Here is a 15863-nt window from a genome sequence, read left to right as displayed (position 1 = left end):
CAGGGAGCGGCGCTCGACCTCCCCAGGTGCCGCGCCGCTCCGCCCGCCAACGCACGACGACTACCCGTGGAATGCCGCCCTACTCTGTCCGATGCCGGCCGCCGGGCCACCGCACGTGCCGACATCGTCCCCTGCCGGAGCAGGCCCTGCGTGCTGCGACCGCGGCACCGCAGAGGGCTCCTGAATCCGTGCCGGACCACCAGGGTCCTGCGGACGGCCGTACGAGTGGCGCGGACGAATCCCGGGAGCGCCAGGGCCAGTGGGCCGCCCGGTATCGGGCATCAGCGCGGCGAGGGAGCCGATGCGAACAACGAGAAGAAGGAGGCGGCGCTCGCTTAAGACCGTGTCCTATGTGGTGAGGCGGACGAGTCGCTTGTAGCAGCAGAGGGCTGCGGCAAGTCCGAGAAATGCCAGGTAGTTGCGGGGATTGCGTTCGTAGCGGGGGCTGAGTCTGCGGTAGCCCGACAGCCACGACATCGTGCGCTCGATCACCCACCTGCGGCGGCCCAATCGCTCGCTGGACTCGGTGCCTCTTCGCGTGATCCGGACTCCGATGCGCTTGCCACGTAACCATTTCCGCAGATCAGCACGATCGTAGGCCTTGTCCGCGTGTAGGCGCTGGAGCTTGAGGTACCGGCCGCGATCGGGGTCGTGTCTCGTTTGGTGACCCTCGACCATGGGCTTCAGCCCTTCGCTGTCGTGTGTGTTGCCGGCCGAGACGCCGACGAGGAGGGGCAGTCCGTTCGCGTCCGACAGGACGTGCATCTTGTAACCCGGCTTGCCGCGGTCCACGGGGCTCGGACCTGTGTGTTCGCCCCTTTTTTAGCGCGGACGTGGGCGGTGTCGAGTACGACGCGGGTGACATCGATGAGGCCGGCGTCGTCAAGCTGGTGCAGTACGGCCTCGTGGAGGCGGCCCCAGACACCGGCCCGCGACCAGATCAGGAATCGGCGGTGGGCCGTCGACTTCGATATGCCGAAACAGGGCGGCAGTCGGCGCCAGGCGCAGCCGCTGACCAGGACGTAGATGATCGCTGCGAACAGCGTCTCATCAGGCGTGTCCTGCGTTCCACCGCCCTGCGGCCGCACTCTCGAGGGCGGGATCAACGGCTTCGCGATCTCCCACAGCCCGTCCGGAACAATCCAACTCCACGTACCCCGCCCCATGCCCAGAACAACGACGCCTCACCACATAGGACACGGTGTAAGACGTCGCCCGGCCTCGGCAGGCGGCGATGCGCGAGCAGTTGCTTGCGCTCGCGCCGACCGATCCCGAGCGCGACGACCAGGAGCCGGAGTCCGGCCGGCTGGAGACGGTCGAGCTGACGGCGCTGCGGGCCCTGCGGGAATCCCGCACCGACGTGGAAGTCCGACCTCACAGCCGACGGCTGCGTCGCCTCGGGGACGCCTTCACGCAGCGGCTGGCCAGGACCGCGCCGTGATGGACCCCTGCGCCCACCGCGACGAGGCGGACAGGCCGCACCCGGTGCGCGAGGACGATCAGCGGATGCACCGTCCCGTAGGAGCCGGCCCGCACCGCGGCACTGGCGTGGAAGGGAGATTCCGGCCTCGAGACAGCCTCGAGATGTCCCTCCAGCTCACCGACACCGCCCGCTCCGTTCCGGCCGCCTTGAGGTCGCGCCCGCGGCCGTTCCGCTCCGGCCGAAAGGCGGCCGTCTTCTGGAGGCGGAGACCGGCGTTGACATCGTGGAGCGGACCTGTCGGGCGATGTCAGCTCTCCTCGGCCGAGGCGATTGCACCGGCTTCGTCAGGCCGGTGTGTCCGGATGTTGCATCGTGTGTTCAAGTGCCCTGGGCTGCTGGGGGGTTACCGTCGGCCCTCGTAGGTGGAGGGACGACGTCATGGTGGGTGCCTGCCGTGCGAGGGACGGTGTTGTCCAGCATTCTGCGGGTGAGCGCGGCGCGGTTCGAGACGCCGAGCTTGCGGTAGACCTGTCTGAGGTGGGTCTCCACGGTCCGCACGCTGAGGAAGAGTGTGGTGGCGATCCCGGCGTTGGTCATGCCGGTGCTGGCGAGATCGGCGATCTCTCGTTCGCGGGCGGTCAACGACGGCAGTGCGCCGGTCGTGCCGGTGAGCTCGGCCAGCCGGGACCGCTGACGGCTCACGTCACCGAGCAGGCGTGCGGAGCGGCACTGGTCTGCGAGGACCGCGGCTCCCTCCAGCCAGTCGGCCACACCGTGTGTGCGTCCCGCGTTCAGGGACAGTTCCGCAGCCGCGAGCAGGGTCGCGCAGGCCTCGATGCGCTCACCGCTCAGGGAGAAGTCGGAGAAGGCTTCCACCGCCTTGTGCAGGGCGGCTTCGATCTGGCCGTGTGCGGCGTGGGCGCGCATACGGGCGCGCAGGGCGAAGCCCTTCCGGCCGGGGGAGGGGAGCTGTTCGACGGATCGCTCGGCGAGCTCTGCCCAGTGTGCGACCGCCTCGCGGTCGCACGCGGCGAGTGACGCCTGAGCCAGGGTGTCGCACCAGCGGGGCTTGCGCCAGGCGGTGAGATGGGGCAACTCGGCGCCGCCGGCGGCATCCAGCAGAAGCCACCGGGCCCGCGCGGGATCGCCGGTGCGCAGCACGAGCTCGGCGTGGAAGCAGCGCACGGTGACCGCCCACGCGGTCGGCGTGTCGCCGCAGACGGCCAGGGCGCGGGTGGCCGATGCCTGCGCCTGCTCCAGGTCACCTGGCCTGTCCCGCCAGAAAAGGACCTCGGCCCGCACCATGGCGCCGACAGCCTCCTCCGACGCAATGACGACTCCCTCGCGCCGCAGAGTGATCCTTTCGAGCGTGGCCAGCGCACCGTCCAGGTTTCCCAGGCGCAGCCGGGCGTTGGCGAGCACGGTGAGGATCTGGGGCTCGATGTAGGTCTGGCCGGTTCGCCGGGACAGAGCCGACGCCCGGGTCAGGTGCCGATCGGCGTCCAGCAGCCGTCCCAGCATGCCTTCGCTCAGGGCCAGTTGAACCGCGGCCTCCAGGTTGGTCAGCACAGCGGTGTCGGAGGAAGAGTCGATGAGTTCGGCCGCGGCCGCCGCCCGCGCCTGTGCCGTGAGCAGGTCGCCGGTGAACAGGTAGCCGAGTGCGGCCTGGGCCAGGGCCCGGGCCTCGCCGACGTGATCGAGGTGCCGGTGGGCGATCGCCGCGGCGGTGTCGGCATGCTCGCGGGAGGCCTCGTACTCCTGAAGGTCGTAGGCGTGGTCGGCGAGTTCGGTGTGCAGGGCCGCAGCGATCACCACGTCCTTGTCGGACAGCACCGCCAGACCGGTCCGTGCCAGGGCGCCTGCCTCGCTGTACCGGCCGAGGCGGCGTTCGAGCCGGCTGGAGTCGGCGAGCGCGGTCGCCTCGTCGGGCAGACCGGCCATGGCCGATCTCAGGGCGTCGAGCAGCTCCCGACCTTCGGAGGCGTCCCCGGTCAGCAACTGGGCACGTGCCAGGAGGACCTGGGCCTCGTGCCGGTGATCCTGGCCCTCACCAAGCAGCGGCAGGGCGGCTCTCAGATAGCCCGCCGCGACGCTGGGCGAGCTGTACAGAAGGCTGCGTGCGGCTGCGATCAGAACCGTCACGTGCTGCGGACAGTTCGGATCGGCGGCGGCGGCGACATGCCGGGCACGCCGTGCGACGGGTACGGCCTGCTGGGCGAGTGCGGCGTCGGCCCGGCGGTGCAGGTCGGTGCGCCGGCTGGGGTCCATCCGTTCGTAGACGACCTGGCTCACCGCTCGGTGGCGTACCGCGAGCTGAGGTGCGGGCTCGGCGGGTCGAACCAGGTCCAGACGGGTGAGGGTGTCGAGTACGCGCGCGCTGGCGGCCGTCTCCTGCCCGGTCACGGTGGCCAGCAGCTCCGGATGGAACGGCTCGCCGAGGACCGCCGCGGCCTGGAGCACGGCCAGGGATTCGGGATCCAGGCCGGCCAACTCCCCGAGGACAGCCGTGACGGCCTCGGCGTTCGGCCGGCCGTGAGTCCCCAGCACCTTCAGATACTGCGGATTGCCCATGGCCTGTCGGCAGATCTCGTCGGCGTCCGGATGCTCTCCGAGCAGTTGTGCGGCCTCCTCGCGGGACAACGGGCCGAGATCCCACACCTCCAGCAGGCCGGCGGACGTCGCACGCGAGAGCATTTCCGCGGCCGCCACAACCAGCTGGCGCTGCCGACAGGAAACGAGGCACAGCACCTGACCAGCGGTGGTCAGCTCAAGCAGCTGTTCCACGTGGGGCAGTTGATCCACTGGGAGGAGATGCAGGTCTTCGACCACGGCCAGCAGCGGACCGCCCCGCGCCGCGCGCGTGACGACATCGCGCAGGTCCCGCGGCCCCGCGGCATCGCTGTGAGAGGAGGCTGCGACGATCTGCCCGCGGGTTGCGCACACCGGAATCCCAGCGGCTCGCGCCTCGGCCGCGACCGTCCACACGAGAGCACTCTTGCCGATGCCCGGATCCCCGGTCAGCGCCACGGCTCGCCCTGACCCTGCACCGAGGGCGGTCAAGGCTCCCAGCAGCACCTGTACTTCTGCCTCACGCCCGATCAACACACGTGCGCCACCATGGGCTCGGCGGGCGAGGGGCGGTATGGGGTACCGCAGGTCATCGGTCATGAAGCGGCAGATTAGTGGCCCCCTGTGACAGGCGGTGAAACGGGGGAGCGCGGCCCTACGTACTGAACTGCGTGATTACGCGGATTCGGGGCCCGCCCCGTGCCACGTACCGTGCACCGATCGGACCAGACCAAGAGATGACCGCACGACTCTCAACCAGCGTCGGCGAGCCATCTTCGACAACAGAGGATTGCTATGCGTATACGTGCCACAGCCACCATCGCCTCCAGCGTCATCATGGTGTCCGCGCTCGCGCTCCCGTCAGCCGCCCAGGCAGCGGAGCGTCCGGGTGCGCGTGCGAGCCTCGGCGCCTTCACCGCGTCGACCGTTCACCCCGATACCAAGCTGGGCAGCATGACCTTCTCCAAAGCCGTCATCAACGGCGGCAAAGACATCGACCTGGGCGTGACCACCAAGAAGACCGTCACCGTCACATACACCGCAACCAGTTCAAGCGGTGTTGCGCTCACACAAGCCTTCCTCTGGCAAGGCACCGACAGCTCCAGCGCCGACACGATCACCGGTTCCCTGGGCACCGACGACGACCCTGCCTGCACCGAGTCGACGACCCGGACCGGCGTCTACAGCTGCAAGGCCGTCTTCCACATCAACGCAGCGTCCGACCTGAAGAACAACGGCAGCGCCGGGACGTGGAAGCTGTTCCTCGGCGGCTACGACCTCTACGCGAACGCCAGCTACGACGACGATGTGGCCACCACCAGGATCAAGAAGGCGTCCCAACTCACCCTCGACGCCACCCCCGAGCCGGTGAAGAAGGGCAGGACCATCACGGTCGACGGCAAGCTGAGACGTGCCGACTGGAACCACGGCACGTACACCGGCTACACGGGGCAGAAGGTGCTGCTGCAGTACCGCAAGAAGAACAGCAGCACCTACACCACCCTGAAGTCGGTGACCAGCGGCGCCGGCGGCGCGCTCAAGACCACCACCAAGGCCACGGCCGACGGCTACTACCGCTTCTCCTTCGCGACCAGCACCACCACTGCCGCCTCCACGTCGGCCGGCGACTACGTCGATGTGCTTTCGTAAGATTCGCACGGCCCGTCGGCCTCCGGGCCGGACAGCGGGGTGACGAGCTGTCGCTCAGCGACCTCCAGGCCATGATGGCGAGCTGACCGCGTCGGCCCCCCCCCCGGACCAGATGCTGGTGGGCGCCGACGCATTCGCATCCGCTGGGCGGCTAGGGCTAAGTGGGCAACGCTCGAATTCCTTCGGGGGTTGACCCGAGAAGAGGGTTTGTGGCTGTTCACATTCCGTTCCGAGGCCCTCTGTTCAACATGGCTTCTCTGCCCGCGTCTGCTCGCGTGGGGCGAGGGTTCCGAAAACACGGCTGCCCTCACACGCCGCGCGCCAACACGGATGCACGGGGGTTTCCTGTGGGGTGGCCGGAGTGGTCGCGTGGGCAGGGCCTCCCCATCCTGCCGGTAGTGCTGGGGGTTACTTCAACCAGTAGCGGACGCCGTGGTGGTGGGAGCAGGTGCCCTGGGAATGGCGTGAGTGCGAGAGCGAGGCGTCCTTGCACTTTGCGGTCTCGTACTTGTTGCTGGGCTTCTTGCCGTGTGTCCATCCGCATACGCCGGTGGTGTGGTGGGCGGTGTTGGTGGCCGGCAGCGTCGCTGCGGACGCGGTGGGTGAGCTGAAGAAGACGCCCGCGACGGCGATGGCCATGGCTGAGGCGGCAAGGCGAGCGCGCAAAAGGGACCCCCGTGAAGTCGAGCGAATACTGGGGGACTCTCTCCAGCCTTCAACCGCGTATGGGTGTGTTTGGGCTTAAACGGTTGCGCACCGCGAAGGGGGTACGACATGAAACTTGGGGAGGAAAGGCGTCCCTGCCGGACCCGGGCGACGTCGGCTCATGCTGCCAGGACCTCTGGCCGGTCCTGCTCTCCAGTCCGGCGCCACCCGCTCCGGGGCCACCGACGTTCGCCGCGCCACCAGCCGCCGATCGGACCGTGGTCAAGGGGGCACGTGGTGGAGCCCGCCATCTCTGGCGCGCGCCTGGTGCGGTGCGCCGGCACGGATGTCTTTCGGGGCTGCGGCCGCCGGGAGGGGGCGGTTCCTTGCTGCCCCGGTGAGTGGAGGTGGGCGACCTTCCCTGATACCTCAATGTGTGGACTGGACGTCAGATGGCGGTCATGACGTGTTTGATCCGGGTGTAGTCCTCGAAGCCGTACGAGGAGAGGTCCTTGCCGTAGCCGGACAGCTTCCAGCCGCCGTGCGGCATCTCGGCGGCGAGGGCCGTGTGGGTGTTGATCCAGACGCAGCCGAAGTCCAGGCGGCGCGACATCCGCATGGCGCGGGAGTGGTCCTTGGTCCACACCGAGGAGGCGAGGGCGAACCCGACGCCGTTGGCGTAGTCGACGGCCTGGGTCTCGTCGGTGAACTTCTGAACGGTGATGACGGGGCCGAAGACCTCGTTCTGGACGATCTCGTCCTCCTGCCTGAGGCCGGAGACGACGGTCGGGGCGTAGAAGTAGCCCTTGTCGCCGACCCGGTGGCCGCCGGCCTCGACCTTGGCGTGGGCCGGCAGCCGTTCGATGAAGCCGGTGACCTGCTGCAGTTGGTTGGCGTTGTTCAGCGGGCCGTAGAGCACGTCTTCGTCGTCCACGCCACCGGTCTTGGTGTCGGCCGCGGCCTTGGCGAGGGCCTCGACGAAGGCGTCGTGGATGGACTCGTGCACCAGTACGCGGGTGGCGGCGGTGCAGTCCTGGCCGGCGTTGAAGAAGCCGGCGAGGACGATGTTCTCAACGGTCTCGGCTATATCGGCGTCCTCGAAGACCACGACTGGGGCCTTGCCGCCCAGCTCCAGGTGGACGCGTTTGACGTCCTTGGAGGCGGACTCGGCGACCTGGATGCCGGCCCGGACGGAGCCGGTGATGGAGGCCATCGCCGGCGTGTGGTGCTCGACCATCAGGCGGCCGGTTTCGCGGTCGCCGCAGATGACGTTGAAGACGCCGGCCGGCAGCGCCATGTCCTTGAGGATGCCGCCGATGATCTCGGCCAGCAGCACGGTGGAGGCCGGGGTGGTGTCCGAGGGCTTCAGCACCACGGTGTTGCCCGCGGCGATGGCCGGTGCGAACTTCCACACGGCCATCATCATCGGGTAGTTCCACGGCGCGACCTGGGCGCAGACACCGACCGGCTCACGGCGGATGATCGACGTCAACCCGTCCATGTACTCGCCCGCGGCCTTGCCCTCCAGCAGGCGGGCGGCGCCGGCGAAGAAGCGGATCTGGTTGACCGTCGGGCCGATCTCCTCGGACATGGTCAACGCGCGGGGCTTGCCAGTGTTGCGCACCTCGGCGTCGATGATCTCGTCGGCGCGCGCCTCGACCGCGTCGGCGATCTTCAGGAGCAGCTTCTGCCGGGTGCTGGGGGTGGCGTCGCGCCAGACCAGGAAGGCGGCGTCGGCCGAGGCCATGGCCGCCTCCGCGTCGGCGGCGCGGGACAGCGGCGATGTCGCGTACACCTCGCCGGTCGTGGGGTCGACGATGTCAAGCGTGCGGCCGTCGGCCGCGTCTACGGGCTCCCCGTTGACGTAGTTGTGCAGTGTGCGAAGCACGGGGGTCACGGTTTCCTCAGCTCTCACGCGCTGGTGGTGGACAGGTGTTCGTGGACGGCGAGTGGGCGCCCGTCGTCGCTGCGTCTGAGCACGATGGTCCGCGCTCGCGCATGGTCTCCTCGATGGCTGTGATCTTCGCCGGCCTGGCACCGGCGCTCCAGTGGCTTCGGTGGGTGGGCGGACGGGTGGGGCGGTCGTCTCTGGCCTGGGGGCAGTTCCTGGCGCAGCCTCTTTTGTCCAGTGGGAGAAGGCTGACCAGGTCGTAGGCGACGGAGGTGATCTCGGCGTGGTGGTAGGCGGAGGCGGTCACGTCCATGCCGAAGAGGTTGATGCCGGCCAGGCTGCGCAGGACTGCAGCGTTTCGCGGGGTATCGCATGTGCCGTGCGGTGGTGGGGGTGAGCGGCGCTGCCCTCAACTGGTTCCGGCGCTCCAGGGAAGGGCTCGTGGCTGCGCCGGATACGACGAATCAGTGGGCGGTGGCGAAGAAGAACTTCTTGGAGGGTTCGAGGGTGGTCCAGGTGCCGCGAAAGCCCTTGGGGACGTGGAACACCTCGCCGGCGCCGAATTCCTTGCGGCCGCCGCGGAGGTCGGTGAGGGCGACGCGGCCGGAGACCATGACACAGATCTCGTCGTAAGGGTAGGGGTCGAGGAGCAGCTCGCCGGGTTCGCCTTCCCAGCTGCCGCCGAAGAGGGTGCCGGTGCTGCTGGCGAAGGCGCGCCATTCGGTCTCGGTCCACTCGGGTGAGGCCGTGCCCTCGGGCCACTGGGGTCGGACGGGGTCGCCGGCGCCGAGTTCGATGGTGGTGACGGTGTCGATGGTGGTCATCGGCTCTCCTTCTGGAAGCGGTTCAGGACGTTGTGGGTGATGCGTTCGGTGAAGGGGTCGCGGTGGAGGAGGCCACTGACCCATTCGCAGGTGCCGCCGTTGAAGACGGTGCCGGCGCCGCGTGTGAAGACGCCGATCATCGCGGCGCCGTAGCGGGCGTCGCGGCGGAACTCCGGAGGGTTGCCGTCGTACATGGCTTCCAGCAGGAGTCTCGCCTCGGTTTCGGAGGCGCCGAGGGGGACCTGGCCGCCCCAGCGGTCGATCTCGCCGGCCACGGCGGGCGCCATGGCGAGGATTTCCAGGTTGTCGGGGGCGCCGTCCTCGCCGGTGGGGTAGGGCAGGCCCTTGCGGAAGGTGTAGTCGACGCCGTCGACCTCGAAGGAGACGATGCAGGCGTCGCCGTCGCCGAACACGTCGCCGTAGTAGAGGTCGGTGCCCTCGAAGGCCCAGTGGTCGGGGCGGTAGACGGTGTAGCCGCCGCTGGAGCGGGGGGTGGCCGAGCCGTAGCGAGCGTAGACGCCGCCAAGGCCGGTCAGGCCCATGGTGGCCGCGCCGGGGCGGTCGAGCTTGGGGTGGTCCCAGGCAGTGGTGTCCAGCTGCGGGTCGGTGGCGCTGACCGGGTCGACACCGGGGATCTTGTAGCAGACCTGGGTTGTGCCGTCGTCCTCCAGGCGGACCTGCCAGATGTAGTTGCCGCCGAAGCGGGCCATGTTGCCGCCGCGGTCCACGAAGGCGTCGACGGCGTCGCGCATCGGGCGGGTCCAGTACTCGTCGTGGCCGACGATGACGAGGCAGTCGAAGCCGTCCAGCCGCTCGGGCTCGAAGTGCAGATCGTGCTGGGTGAGGTAGTCGAGTCGGTGGCCGTGCTGCTCGGCCCACATGACGAAGGGCCGCTCGTAGGTGGCCCACAGGGCGTCGGCGTGGTGTCGGGAGTAGCCGTTGGCGTAGGCCCACTCGTAGGCCTGATGGCGCGGCTGCCAACCGATGGGCGGTCGGTCGGTGTGGCGGTTGCGGGGTGCGCCTTCGGGCTTGCGGAGCATGCCGCGGGCGATCGGGCGCAGCGCGGACTGGCGGGGGGTGGGGGTGTCGGTGTACGGGTCGTCGCCGGCGAGGCCGCGGTAGGCGTTGGCGCCGCCCCAGTCGTTGTAGGCGAGCATGGTGCTGGTGGTGAGGACCAGTGCGGTGCGGGCGCTCGGTTGCGGGGCGCGGACGATGAAAAAGTGCTCGCGTTCGTGGCGGCGGCCGTGCTCGTCAGTGATGCCGACGATGACGAGGTAGAAGCCCGAGGCCCAGGCGGGGTCGACCGGGATCGTGAGCGCGACGGGCCAGCCGCAGCCGACCGCGTAGGCGTCGGCGGGGGTGGGGTGCGCCTTCCCGGGCAGGTCCTTGAGGTGCAGGACGGTCCTCGGTTCGGCGCCGTCGCGCACGACGCGCAGGTCGTAGTGGTCGGCGGTGGTGTGGACGTGCAGGGCCACCTCCTGGCCGGGGTCGTAGGAGAAGCGGTCGGTGTAGCACCAGATCTCCCTGACGGCCGGGTTGTTCAGCGGCCGTTCGGGCTGCCAGCCGGGGATCGACCAGGCGGCTCGGGGTGCGGTGGTCATCGGGTCCTCTTGCGGTTGGGGCGGTCTGGGATCGGACGGGGCCGCAGGGCACGTGTGTGCTACGCGGGCGCGAGCGGACCGGCATCGGGCTCCGTGCCAGGAGTGTCCAGCCGGCGGTAGACGTCCGGGCGGTGGGCGCGCAGCCACAGCGCGCGGACGCAGCCGGCGATCAGGCCGCCCATCAGCGGGTTGAGGACCAGGGCGTTGCCACCGGCTGTGGTGAGGCCGGTGAGCAGGGACATCTTCGAGATGACCAGCACGGCGACGGAGGTGAGCAGGACGGCGGCTAGGGCCGGCGCCACCAGGCGCTGCCACAGCGACTCACCGGAGCGCAGCCGTCCCAAATAGCGGATGACCGCGATGCTGGTGGCGATCTCCAGGAGCAGGACGCCCACCAGGGTCGGGGTGTTGGTCCACACCACGATCTGGGTGTAGGGGTCGAGTGAGGTAAGGCCGAAGCCGGTGACCGCGGCCACCACCAGCCCCGTGTGGACGAGGCCGGCGACGCTGGGGGTCAGGGTGCGCGGGTTGATGCGGGCGAAGGCGGCGGGCAGGATGCCGTCGCGGCCCAGTGAGAACAGGTAGCGGCAGCCGGCGTTCTGCAGTGCGAGGACTCCGGCGAGGAAGCTGGTCACGATGAGCAGCCGCATGACAGAGGTCATTGTCCCGCCGACGTACTCGGTGTTGAGGTTGAACACCAGATCGGCCGGGGCCTGGGCCAGCAGCACGGCCATGCGGTGCGGGCCGGCGGCCACCAGGATGATCCAGGAGACGAAGGTATAGAGCACGGCCAGGATGCCGACCGCGAGATAGGTGGCGCGCGGGACGGTCCGGCGCGCGTCGCGGGCCTCCTCGCTGTAGATCGCAGTCTGCTCGAAGCCGATGTAGACCACGAACGTGATCACGAACAGGCCGGCGACACCAGGAGTCATCAGGCGGGAGGGATTGAAGCTCTGCGCGGTCAGGCCCTCGTGGCCGCCCTGGGTCAGCACGGCGACCGCCAGGACCAGCAGCACCTCGATCTCGGCGATGAGCAGCAGGGCCAGGACCCGCGCCCCGATGTCGACCTTCAGGTAGGACAACAACGCGATCAGCACAGTCAGCGCGACCGCGCACACCTGCCAGGGCACGGTGACACCGGCCAGAACCCGCAGCATGTCGGCCGCGAACAGCCCCGCCACCGCCCCGAACCCGATCTGCCCGAGCGCGTAGGCGAGGTAGGCGACCAGCGCCGACCCCGCGCCCGCGATGGGGCCCAGGCCGCGGCTGATGTAGGCGTAGAACGCGCCGCTGTTGCGCATGTGTCTGCTCATGGCTGTGAACCCCACGGCGAACAGGGCGAACACCGCGCCTGCGATCAGATACCCGGCAGGGGCGGCGACCCCGCCCAGCAGGAACGCCAGCGCGGAGAACCCGGCCATCACCGTCAGCGGGGCCGCGGCCGACAGGACGAAGAACACCAGGTCCCGCACGCCGACCGCGTCCGCGCGCAACGCGGTGTCGCGGTGGCGGCCGGCGGGGCCCGGTGGGACGGAGGGCCCGGGGGGGCAGGTTCGGAGGATTCACGCTGTTCTCCCTGTCGAGGCGCGAAAAGGGGTCCAGGAAGCACAACTGGGCTCTCCCGGGCGAGCATCAGGCGCGGGCGGCCCCGGGCCGGGGCGGCATGCCGAAAGTGCCTGTCCCTCCACAATGCACAAACGTTTAAGCAACGTCAATAGACTGCTGCCTAATCGTTTGTGCACCGTTCTCGGGGCGTCCCAGTCCGTCGCCTGAAAGCCGCTCCAGGCGAAGGGCGAGATCTTGATCACCGTGATGACCCCTGGCCGACCCTGGGCTCAAGGCCGTGCGGCCCTCCGCCAACGAGGGCGCGCACGCCGGCGGTGGAAGATGACGAGTGCGCGCTCCCAGAACGTTCACGGGCGGCGCGGCGTGCGCGGAGGTATGTGCTGGACAGGGAGGGGAGAGTTCCGCAGCGATGCGGTGTCGGGGCTCGCGGCACTGCGGTACGGCCTCGAGGCTCGCTGTCCGCGTTCAGACCAGGCCTGGTCGGCAGGCGCGCGCGTGGCCTTCGAGCGGGGTCCGACGGTGCCGCATTGAGGTCGTGCGGCCGGTCAGTACCTGCTCCACACCTCGTCCGACTGCGGGAGGCGCGAGAGGGCGGCTTGGCCTGCGTAGCGCTGGACCGGAGCGGGGATCGGGACTGCGGGCGGATTGCTCATCGCGCTTCTTGCTGCGCGGGCGTGCGTCGGCTGCTGGCACGGATGCGCAAGTCTGCCCGGGTGATGACAGGCGATTGCGGCTGCTCGCCGTGCAGGAGCGAGAGGAGCAGTTCGACGGCGGCCTTGGCCTGTAGGCGCGGGTACATCTCGACGGCCGTGATCGGCGGGTCGATCGCCTGGAGGGAGGGTTCGTCGAGGTCCTGGGCGATCAGCAGGTCCTCGGGAGTCCGCAGGCCGAGGTCGCGGGCGGCGCGCCGGGTGCCGGCGCCGAAGCCCAGGCCGAGGCCGAGGATCGCGTCGGGTCGGTCCGGGGCGGTGAGCTCGCGGCGGGCGATCCGGCAGGCGGCGTCGGCGAGGCCCGCCGCCGTGCTGGCGCCCGACAGGGGGACCTGGGCGGTGCCGGTGGTCATGCCGTGTTCGGCGCACCAGTGCCGGTAGGCGTCGACGGACAACCGGGTCCACTCCCACCCGGCATCGGGAACCAGGAGATGGATGCGGGTGGCGCCTTGGTCGGCGAGGTGGTCCAGCAGTTGCCGCACTGTGCTGACAGGGTCGGGTGCGACGTAGTGCGGCATGAGCCCGCCGGCGCTCTGACCGAGGGCGACCAGGGGAATGCCGAGCGAGGCGAGGACCGGGAGCCGGGGGTCGTCGCTTTCCGGATCCATGACGATGATCCCGTCGACCGGAAGCTTGGCCAGCTGGGCCGGGTCGCTCGGGGCGGGGAGTAGCAGCAGGGCGTGGTCGGCGCGGAAGGCGGCGTCGGCGGCGGCGATGGCGACCTGACTATGCCAGTCGAGGGACAGCAGCTCCCCGGGGGAGGTCTGCGGTGGGCTCGGCATGAGCAGGCCCAAGGTAGCGCTCCGGCCGGACTTCAGGCGGCGCGCCGCCTGATTGGCCGTGTACCCGAGGCGGTCGGCGGTCTCGCGGATCCGTGCGCGGGTGGCGGCGTCGACCCGGCCCTTGCCGTTGAGCGCGTAGGAGACCGTGCCCACGGAGACCCCGCACGCGGCTGCCACGTCCTTGAGCGTCGGCCGTCGCCCCACCGCTGTCCCCTCTCCCTGCCTGCCTGCCTGTCGAATCGGTTAGACACAGCCTAGCGCACAAACGATTAGGCGCAGCTATTGACACCGCTTAAACGTTTGTGCACCGTGGAAGGGAAGGCCCTCCGAGGAGCCCAGCAGTAAATCCCGGAGTCCGCCGTCCCGCCCTCCGAGGCCCCTCACCCTCGGAACGCGACCCCCGCTTCACCGCACCGCACCCGAAGGACGCGCCATGCACACCACCGGCCCCGCTCCCTGCGCGGTGTACCTGCGCTGCTACCCGGCCGACTTCTGGACCCTGGATACACAGCAGCGCCGTCTGCGTGACTGGGCGATGGGGCGCGGGATGGCCGAGCCGGCGTACTTCTGCGACAACGGCGTCTCCTCCCGCAGCGCCAAGCCGCGCCTGCGCGCCCTGCTGGAGGCGGCACGCCGCGGCTGGATCCGCCACGTCCTGGTGCCCGGCCTGTTCGTCTTCGATCTCGACGATCGTCGCGCCGCCACCATCGCGGCGGCCCTGAAGGAACACGGCGTCCGCGTCCACGTCTGGCCCGGCGACAGACCCACCCGCTCGTGCCCCCCCGGTCCTCTAACCCGCCCCCGTGCGGACCGCCGAGCCCGTCCTGCCGGCACTGGCGGGGACGGCCGGGTGACGCTCCACCTGGACCCCGCCGGCACCGCGTTCGCCAGCAACCCCCATGCCTTCTACGCCGCCGTGCGCGACCTCGGTCCGGCCACCTGGGTAGCCCTGTCCAACGGAACCGACGCCTGGCTGGTGACCGGCTACCACCACGTGCGCGCCGTCCTCACCGACCCGCGGCTGTCCAACGTCCCGGCTCCGGAGACGCCCCGGCGTACAGCCGCGGCCCCGTCGACGGCAAACCCGCCCCAGGCACGCTCCGCGCAGCGGTCCGTGCTGGAGCGCCACATGCTCAACGCCGACGCCGGCGAGCACCGCCGCCTGCGCCGACTCGCCGCGCCCGCCTTCACACCCCGGCGCATCGACGCCCTCGCCCGGCGAATCTGCCACCTCACCGACACCCTGGTCGGCGGCCTCACCACCAAGCTGCTCCAAGGCGCCGAAGCCGACCTCGTCGACAACTTCGCCTTCCCGCTGCCCGTCCTGGTGATCAGCGACATCCTGGGCGTCCCCGAAGCGGACCGCCTCGACCTGCGCACCTGGACCTACCAGGTGGGCTCACCCGCCGCGGCCCTGCCACCCAGCCAGGGCGCCCGCGCCTGGCAGAGCCTGCACGGCTACTTCACCCACCTCATCGCCCACAAACGCCGTCACCCCGGCGACGACCTGCTCAGCCAACTCACCCACGACAGCACCCCCCCAGGCACCCGACGACGGCGAACTGCTCGCCGCCCGAACCGCGGGCGACCCCGGCTGGAGCGCCGTAGTCGAGGAGACGCTGCGCCACGCCAGCCCCCTGGAGTCCGCGACCTGGCGAAGGACCACGGAACCAGTGGACCTCGGCGGGACTGTCATCCCTGCCGGCGCCTCCGTCCTGGTGGTGCTGGCCGCAGCCAATCGCGACCCGCGAGTGTTCGCCGCCCCTCACACTTTCCGGCCCCGCCGCTACGCTCCGGGCAGCCGGACAGCTCCTGCGCACCTGGCCTTCGGACACGGTCCCCACGTGTGCCTGGGCGCACGCCTTGCCCGCCTGGAGGCTGGCATCGCCCTGCCGCGGCTCTTCGCCGCTCTGCCCTCCCAGTGCCTGGCCACCGACCCCGCCGCCCTGCCGTGGCGGCCCGGCCTGCTCGTCCGTGGTCCCCTCACGCTCCCGGTGCGGCTCGCCTAGCGCCGTGGACTCCCCCAGTGGAAGCACCCGCACGGCCGACTTCCCGTCAGCTCTGGCCACCACCCGCCCGGGCGGCCCATCCGGCCGGTTCCGGGGGGGGGGGGGGGGAGGGGGGGGGGGGGAAGGGGGGGGGGGGGGGGGGGGGGGGGGGGGGGGGGGGGGGAGGGGAGAAGAAAGAAACAGGATCGTGTTTG

General features: G+C 70.2%; 11 protein-coding genes and 2 pseudogenes. 5 read left to right on the top strand and 8 right to left on the bottom strand.

The features are described from left to right. Nucleotides 1–348: 348 nt before the first annotated feature. Nucleotides 349–1166 (bottom strand): IS5 family transposase gene (locus ACZ5CZ_RS21770; RefSeq protein ID WP_468945116.1). Its coding sequence is split into 2 segments (ribosomal slippage): nucleotides 349–818 and nucleotides 818–1166, totalling 819 coding nucleotides; the frame shifts between segments, so codons are not numbered across the junction. Nucleotides 1167–1234: 68 nt separating this feature from the next. Here ACZ5CZ_RS21770 and ACZ5CZ_RS21765 point away from each other — a divergent pair. Next, complete coding sequence (locus ACZ5CZ_RS21765; protein WP_385848085.1) at nucleotides 1235–1441, top strand: hypothetical protein; 207 nt, start codon at nucleotides 1235–1237, stop codon at nucleotides 1439–1441. Between the two features lie 360 nt (nucleotides 1442–1801). Here ACZ5CZ_RS21765 and ACZ5CZ_RS21760 read toward each other — a convergent pair whose 3' ends face one another. After that, nucleotides 1802–4591, bottom strand: a complete 2790-nt coding sequence (locus tag ACZ5CZ_RS21760) for a helix-turn-helix transcriptional regulator (RefSeq protein WP_468945113.1) — start codon at nucleotides 4589–4591, stop codon at nucleotides 1802–1804. 195 nt (nucleotides 4592–4786) lie between these two features. Here ACZ5CZ_RS21760 and ACZ5CZ_RS21755 point away from each other — a divergent pair, with 195 nt between their 5' ends. Next, the gene (locus tag ACZ5CZ_RS21755; protein ID WP_385848086.1) at nucleotides 4787–5641 is read left to right on the top strand and encodes a hypothetical protein; all 855 of its coding nucleotides are present in this window, start codon (nucleotides 4787–4789) and stop codon (nucleotides 5639–5641) included. 408 nt (nucleotides 5642–6049) lie between these two features. On the opposite strand, the gene ACZ5CZ_RS21750 is transcribed toward ACZ5CZ_RS21755, so the two are convergent. The 6 genes from ACZ5CZ_RS21750 to ACZ5CZ_RS21725 all read right to left on the bottom strand — a co-directional run bounded on the left by ACZ5CZ_RS21750 (nucleotide 6050) and on the right by ACZ5CZ_RS21725 (nucleotide 13864). Then, complete coding sequence (locus ACZ5CZ_RS21750) at nucleotides 6050–6280, bottom strand: DUF3761 domain-containing protein (RefSeq protein WP_468945110.1); 231 nt, start codon at nucleotides 6278–6280, stop codon at nucleotides 6050–6052. 454 nt (nucleotides 6281–6734) lie between these two features. Then, the gene (locus ACZ5CZ_RS21745) at nucleotides 6735–8183 is read right to left on the bottom strand and encodes a gamma-aminobutyraldehyde dehydrogenase (protein WP_468945107.1); all 1449 of its coding nucleotides are present in this window, start codon (nucleotides 8181–8183) and stop codon (nucleotides 6735–6737) included. Nucleotides 8184–8641: 458 nt separating this feature from the next. Next, entirely contained in the window at nucleotides 8642–9001 is a 360-nt protein-coding gene (locus tag ACZ5CZ_RS21740; RefSeq protein WP_468945104.1) for a cupin domain-containing protein, read from the bottom strand. Continuing rightward, nucleotides 8998–10602, bottom strand: a complete 1605-nt coding sequence (locus ACZ5CZ_RS21735; RefSeq protein WP_468945102.1) for a N,N-dimethylformamidase beta subunit family domain-containing protein — start codon at nucleotides 10600–10602, stop codon at nucleotides 8998–9000. Before ACZ5CZ_RS21735 ends, ACZ5CZ_RS21740 begins: the two co-directional genes overlap by 4 nt. Before the next feature lie 59 nt (nucleotides 10603–10661). Continuing rightward, entirely contained in the window at nucleotides 10662–12074 is a 1413-nt protein-coding gene (locus tag ACZ5CZ_RS21730; RefSeq protein WP_468945100.1) for an APC family permease, read from the bottom strand. 743 nt (nucleotides 12075–12817) lie between these two features. Continuing rightward, the gene (locus ACZ5CZ_RS21725) at nucleotides 12818–13864 is read right to left on the bottom strand and encodes a LacI family DNA-binding transcriptional regulator (RefSeq protein WP_468945097.1); all 1047 of its coding nucleotides are present in this window, start codon (nucleotides 13862–13864) and stop codon (nucleotides 12818–12820) included. Between the two features lie 229 nt (nucleotides 13865–14093). Between ACZ5CZ_RS21725 and ACZ5CZ_RS21720 the strand changes: the two are divergent. The 3 genes and pseudogenes from ACZ5CZ_RS21720 to ACZ5CZ_RS21710 all read left to right on the top strand — a co-directional run. Next, nucleotides 14094–14396: pseudogene (locus tag ACZ5CZ_RS21720) on the top strand (recombinase family protein); the annotation flags it as partial. A gap of 826 nt (nucleotides 14397–15222) precedes the next feature. Beyond that, nucleotides 15223–15504: pseudogene (locus ACZ5CZ_RS21715) on the top strand (cytochrome P450); the annotation flags it as partial. After that, nucleotides 15505–15669 carry a hypothetical protein gene (locus ACZ5CZ_RS21710; RefSeq protein ID WP_385848100.1) on the top strand — a complete coding sequence of 55 codons (165 nt, stop codon included), beginning with the start codon at nucleotides 15505–15507 and terminating at the stop codon, nucleotides 15667–15669. Nucleotides 15670–15863 lie beyond the last annotated feature (194 nt).

The organism is Streptomyces sp. NPDC031418, assembly GCF_055581605.1.
Note: the sequence above shows the minus strand (reverse complement) of the source record. Positions and strands in the feature narration are given on the sequence as shown.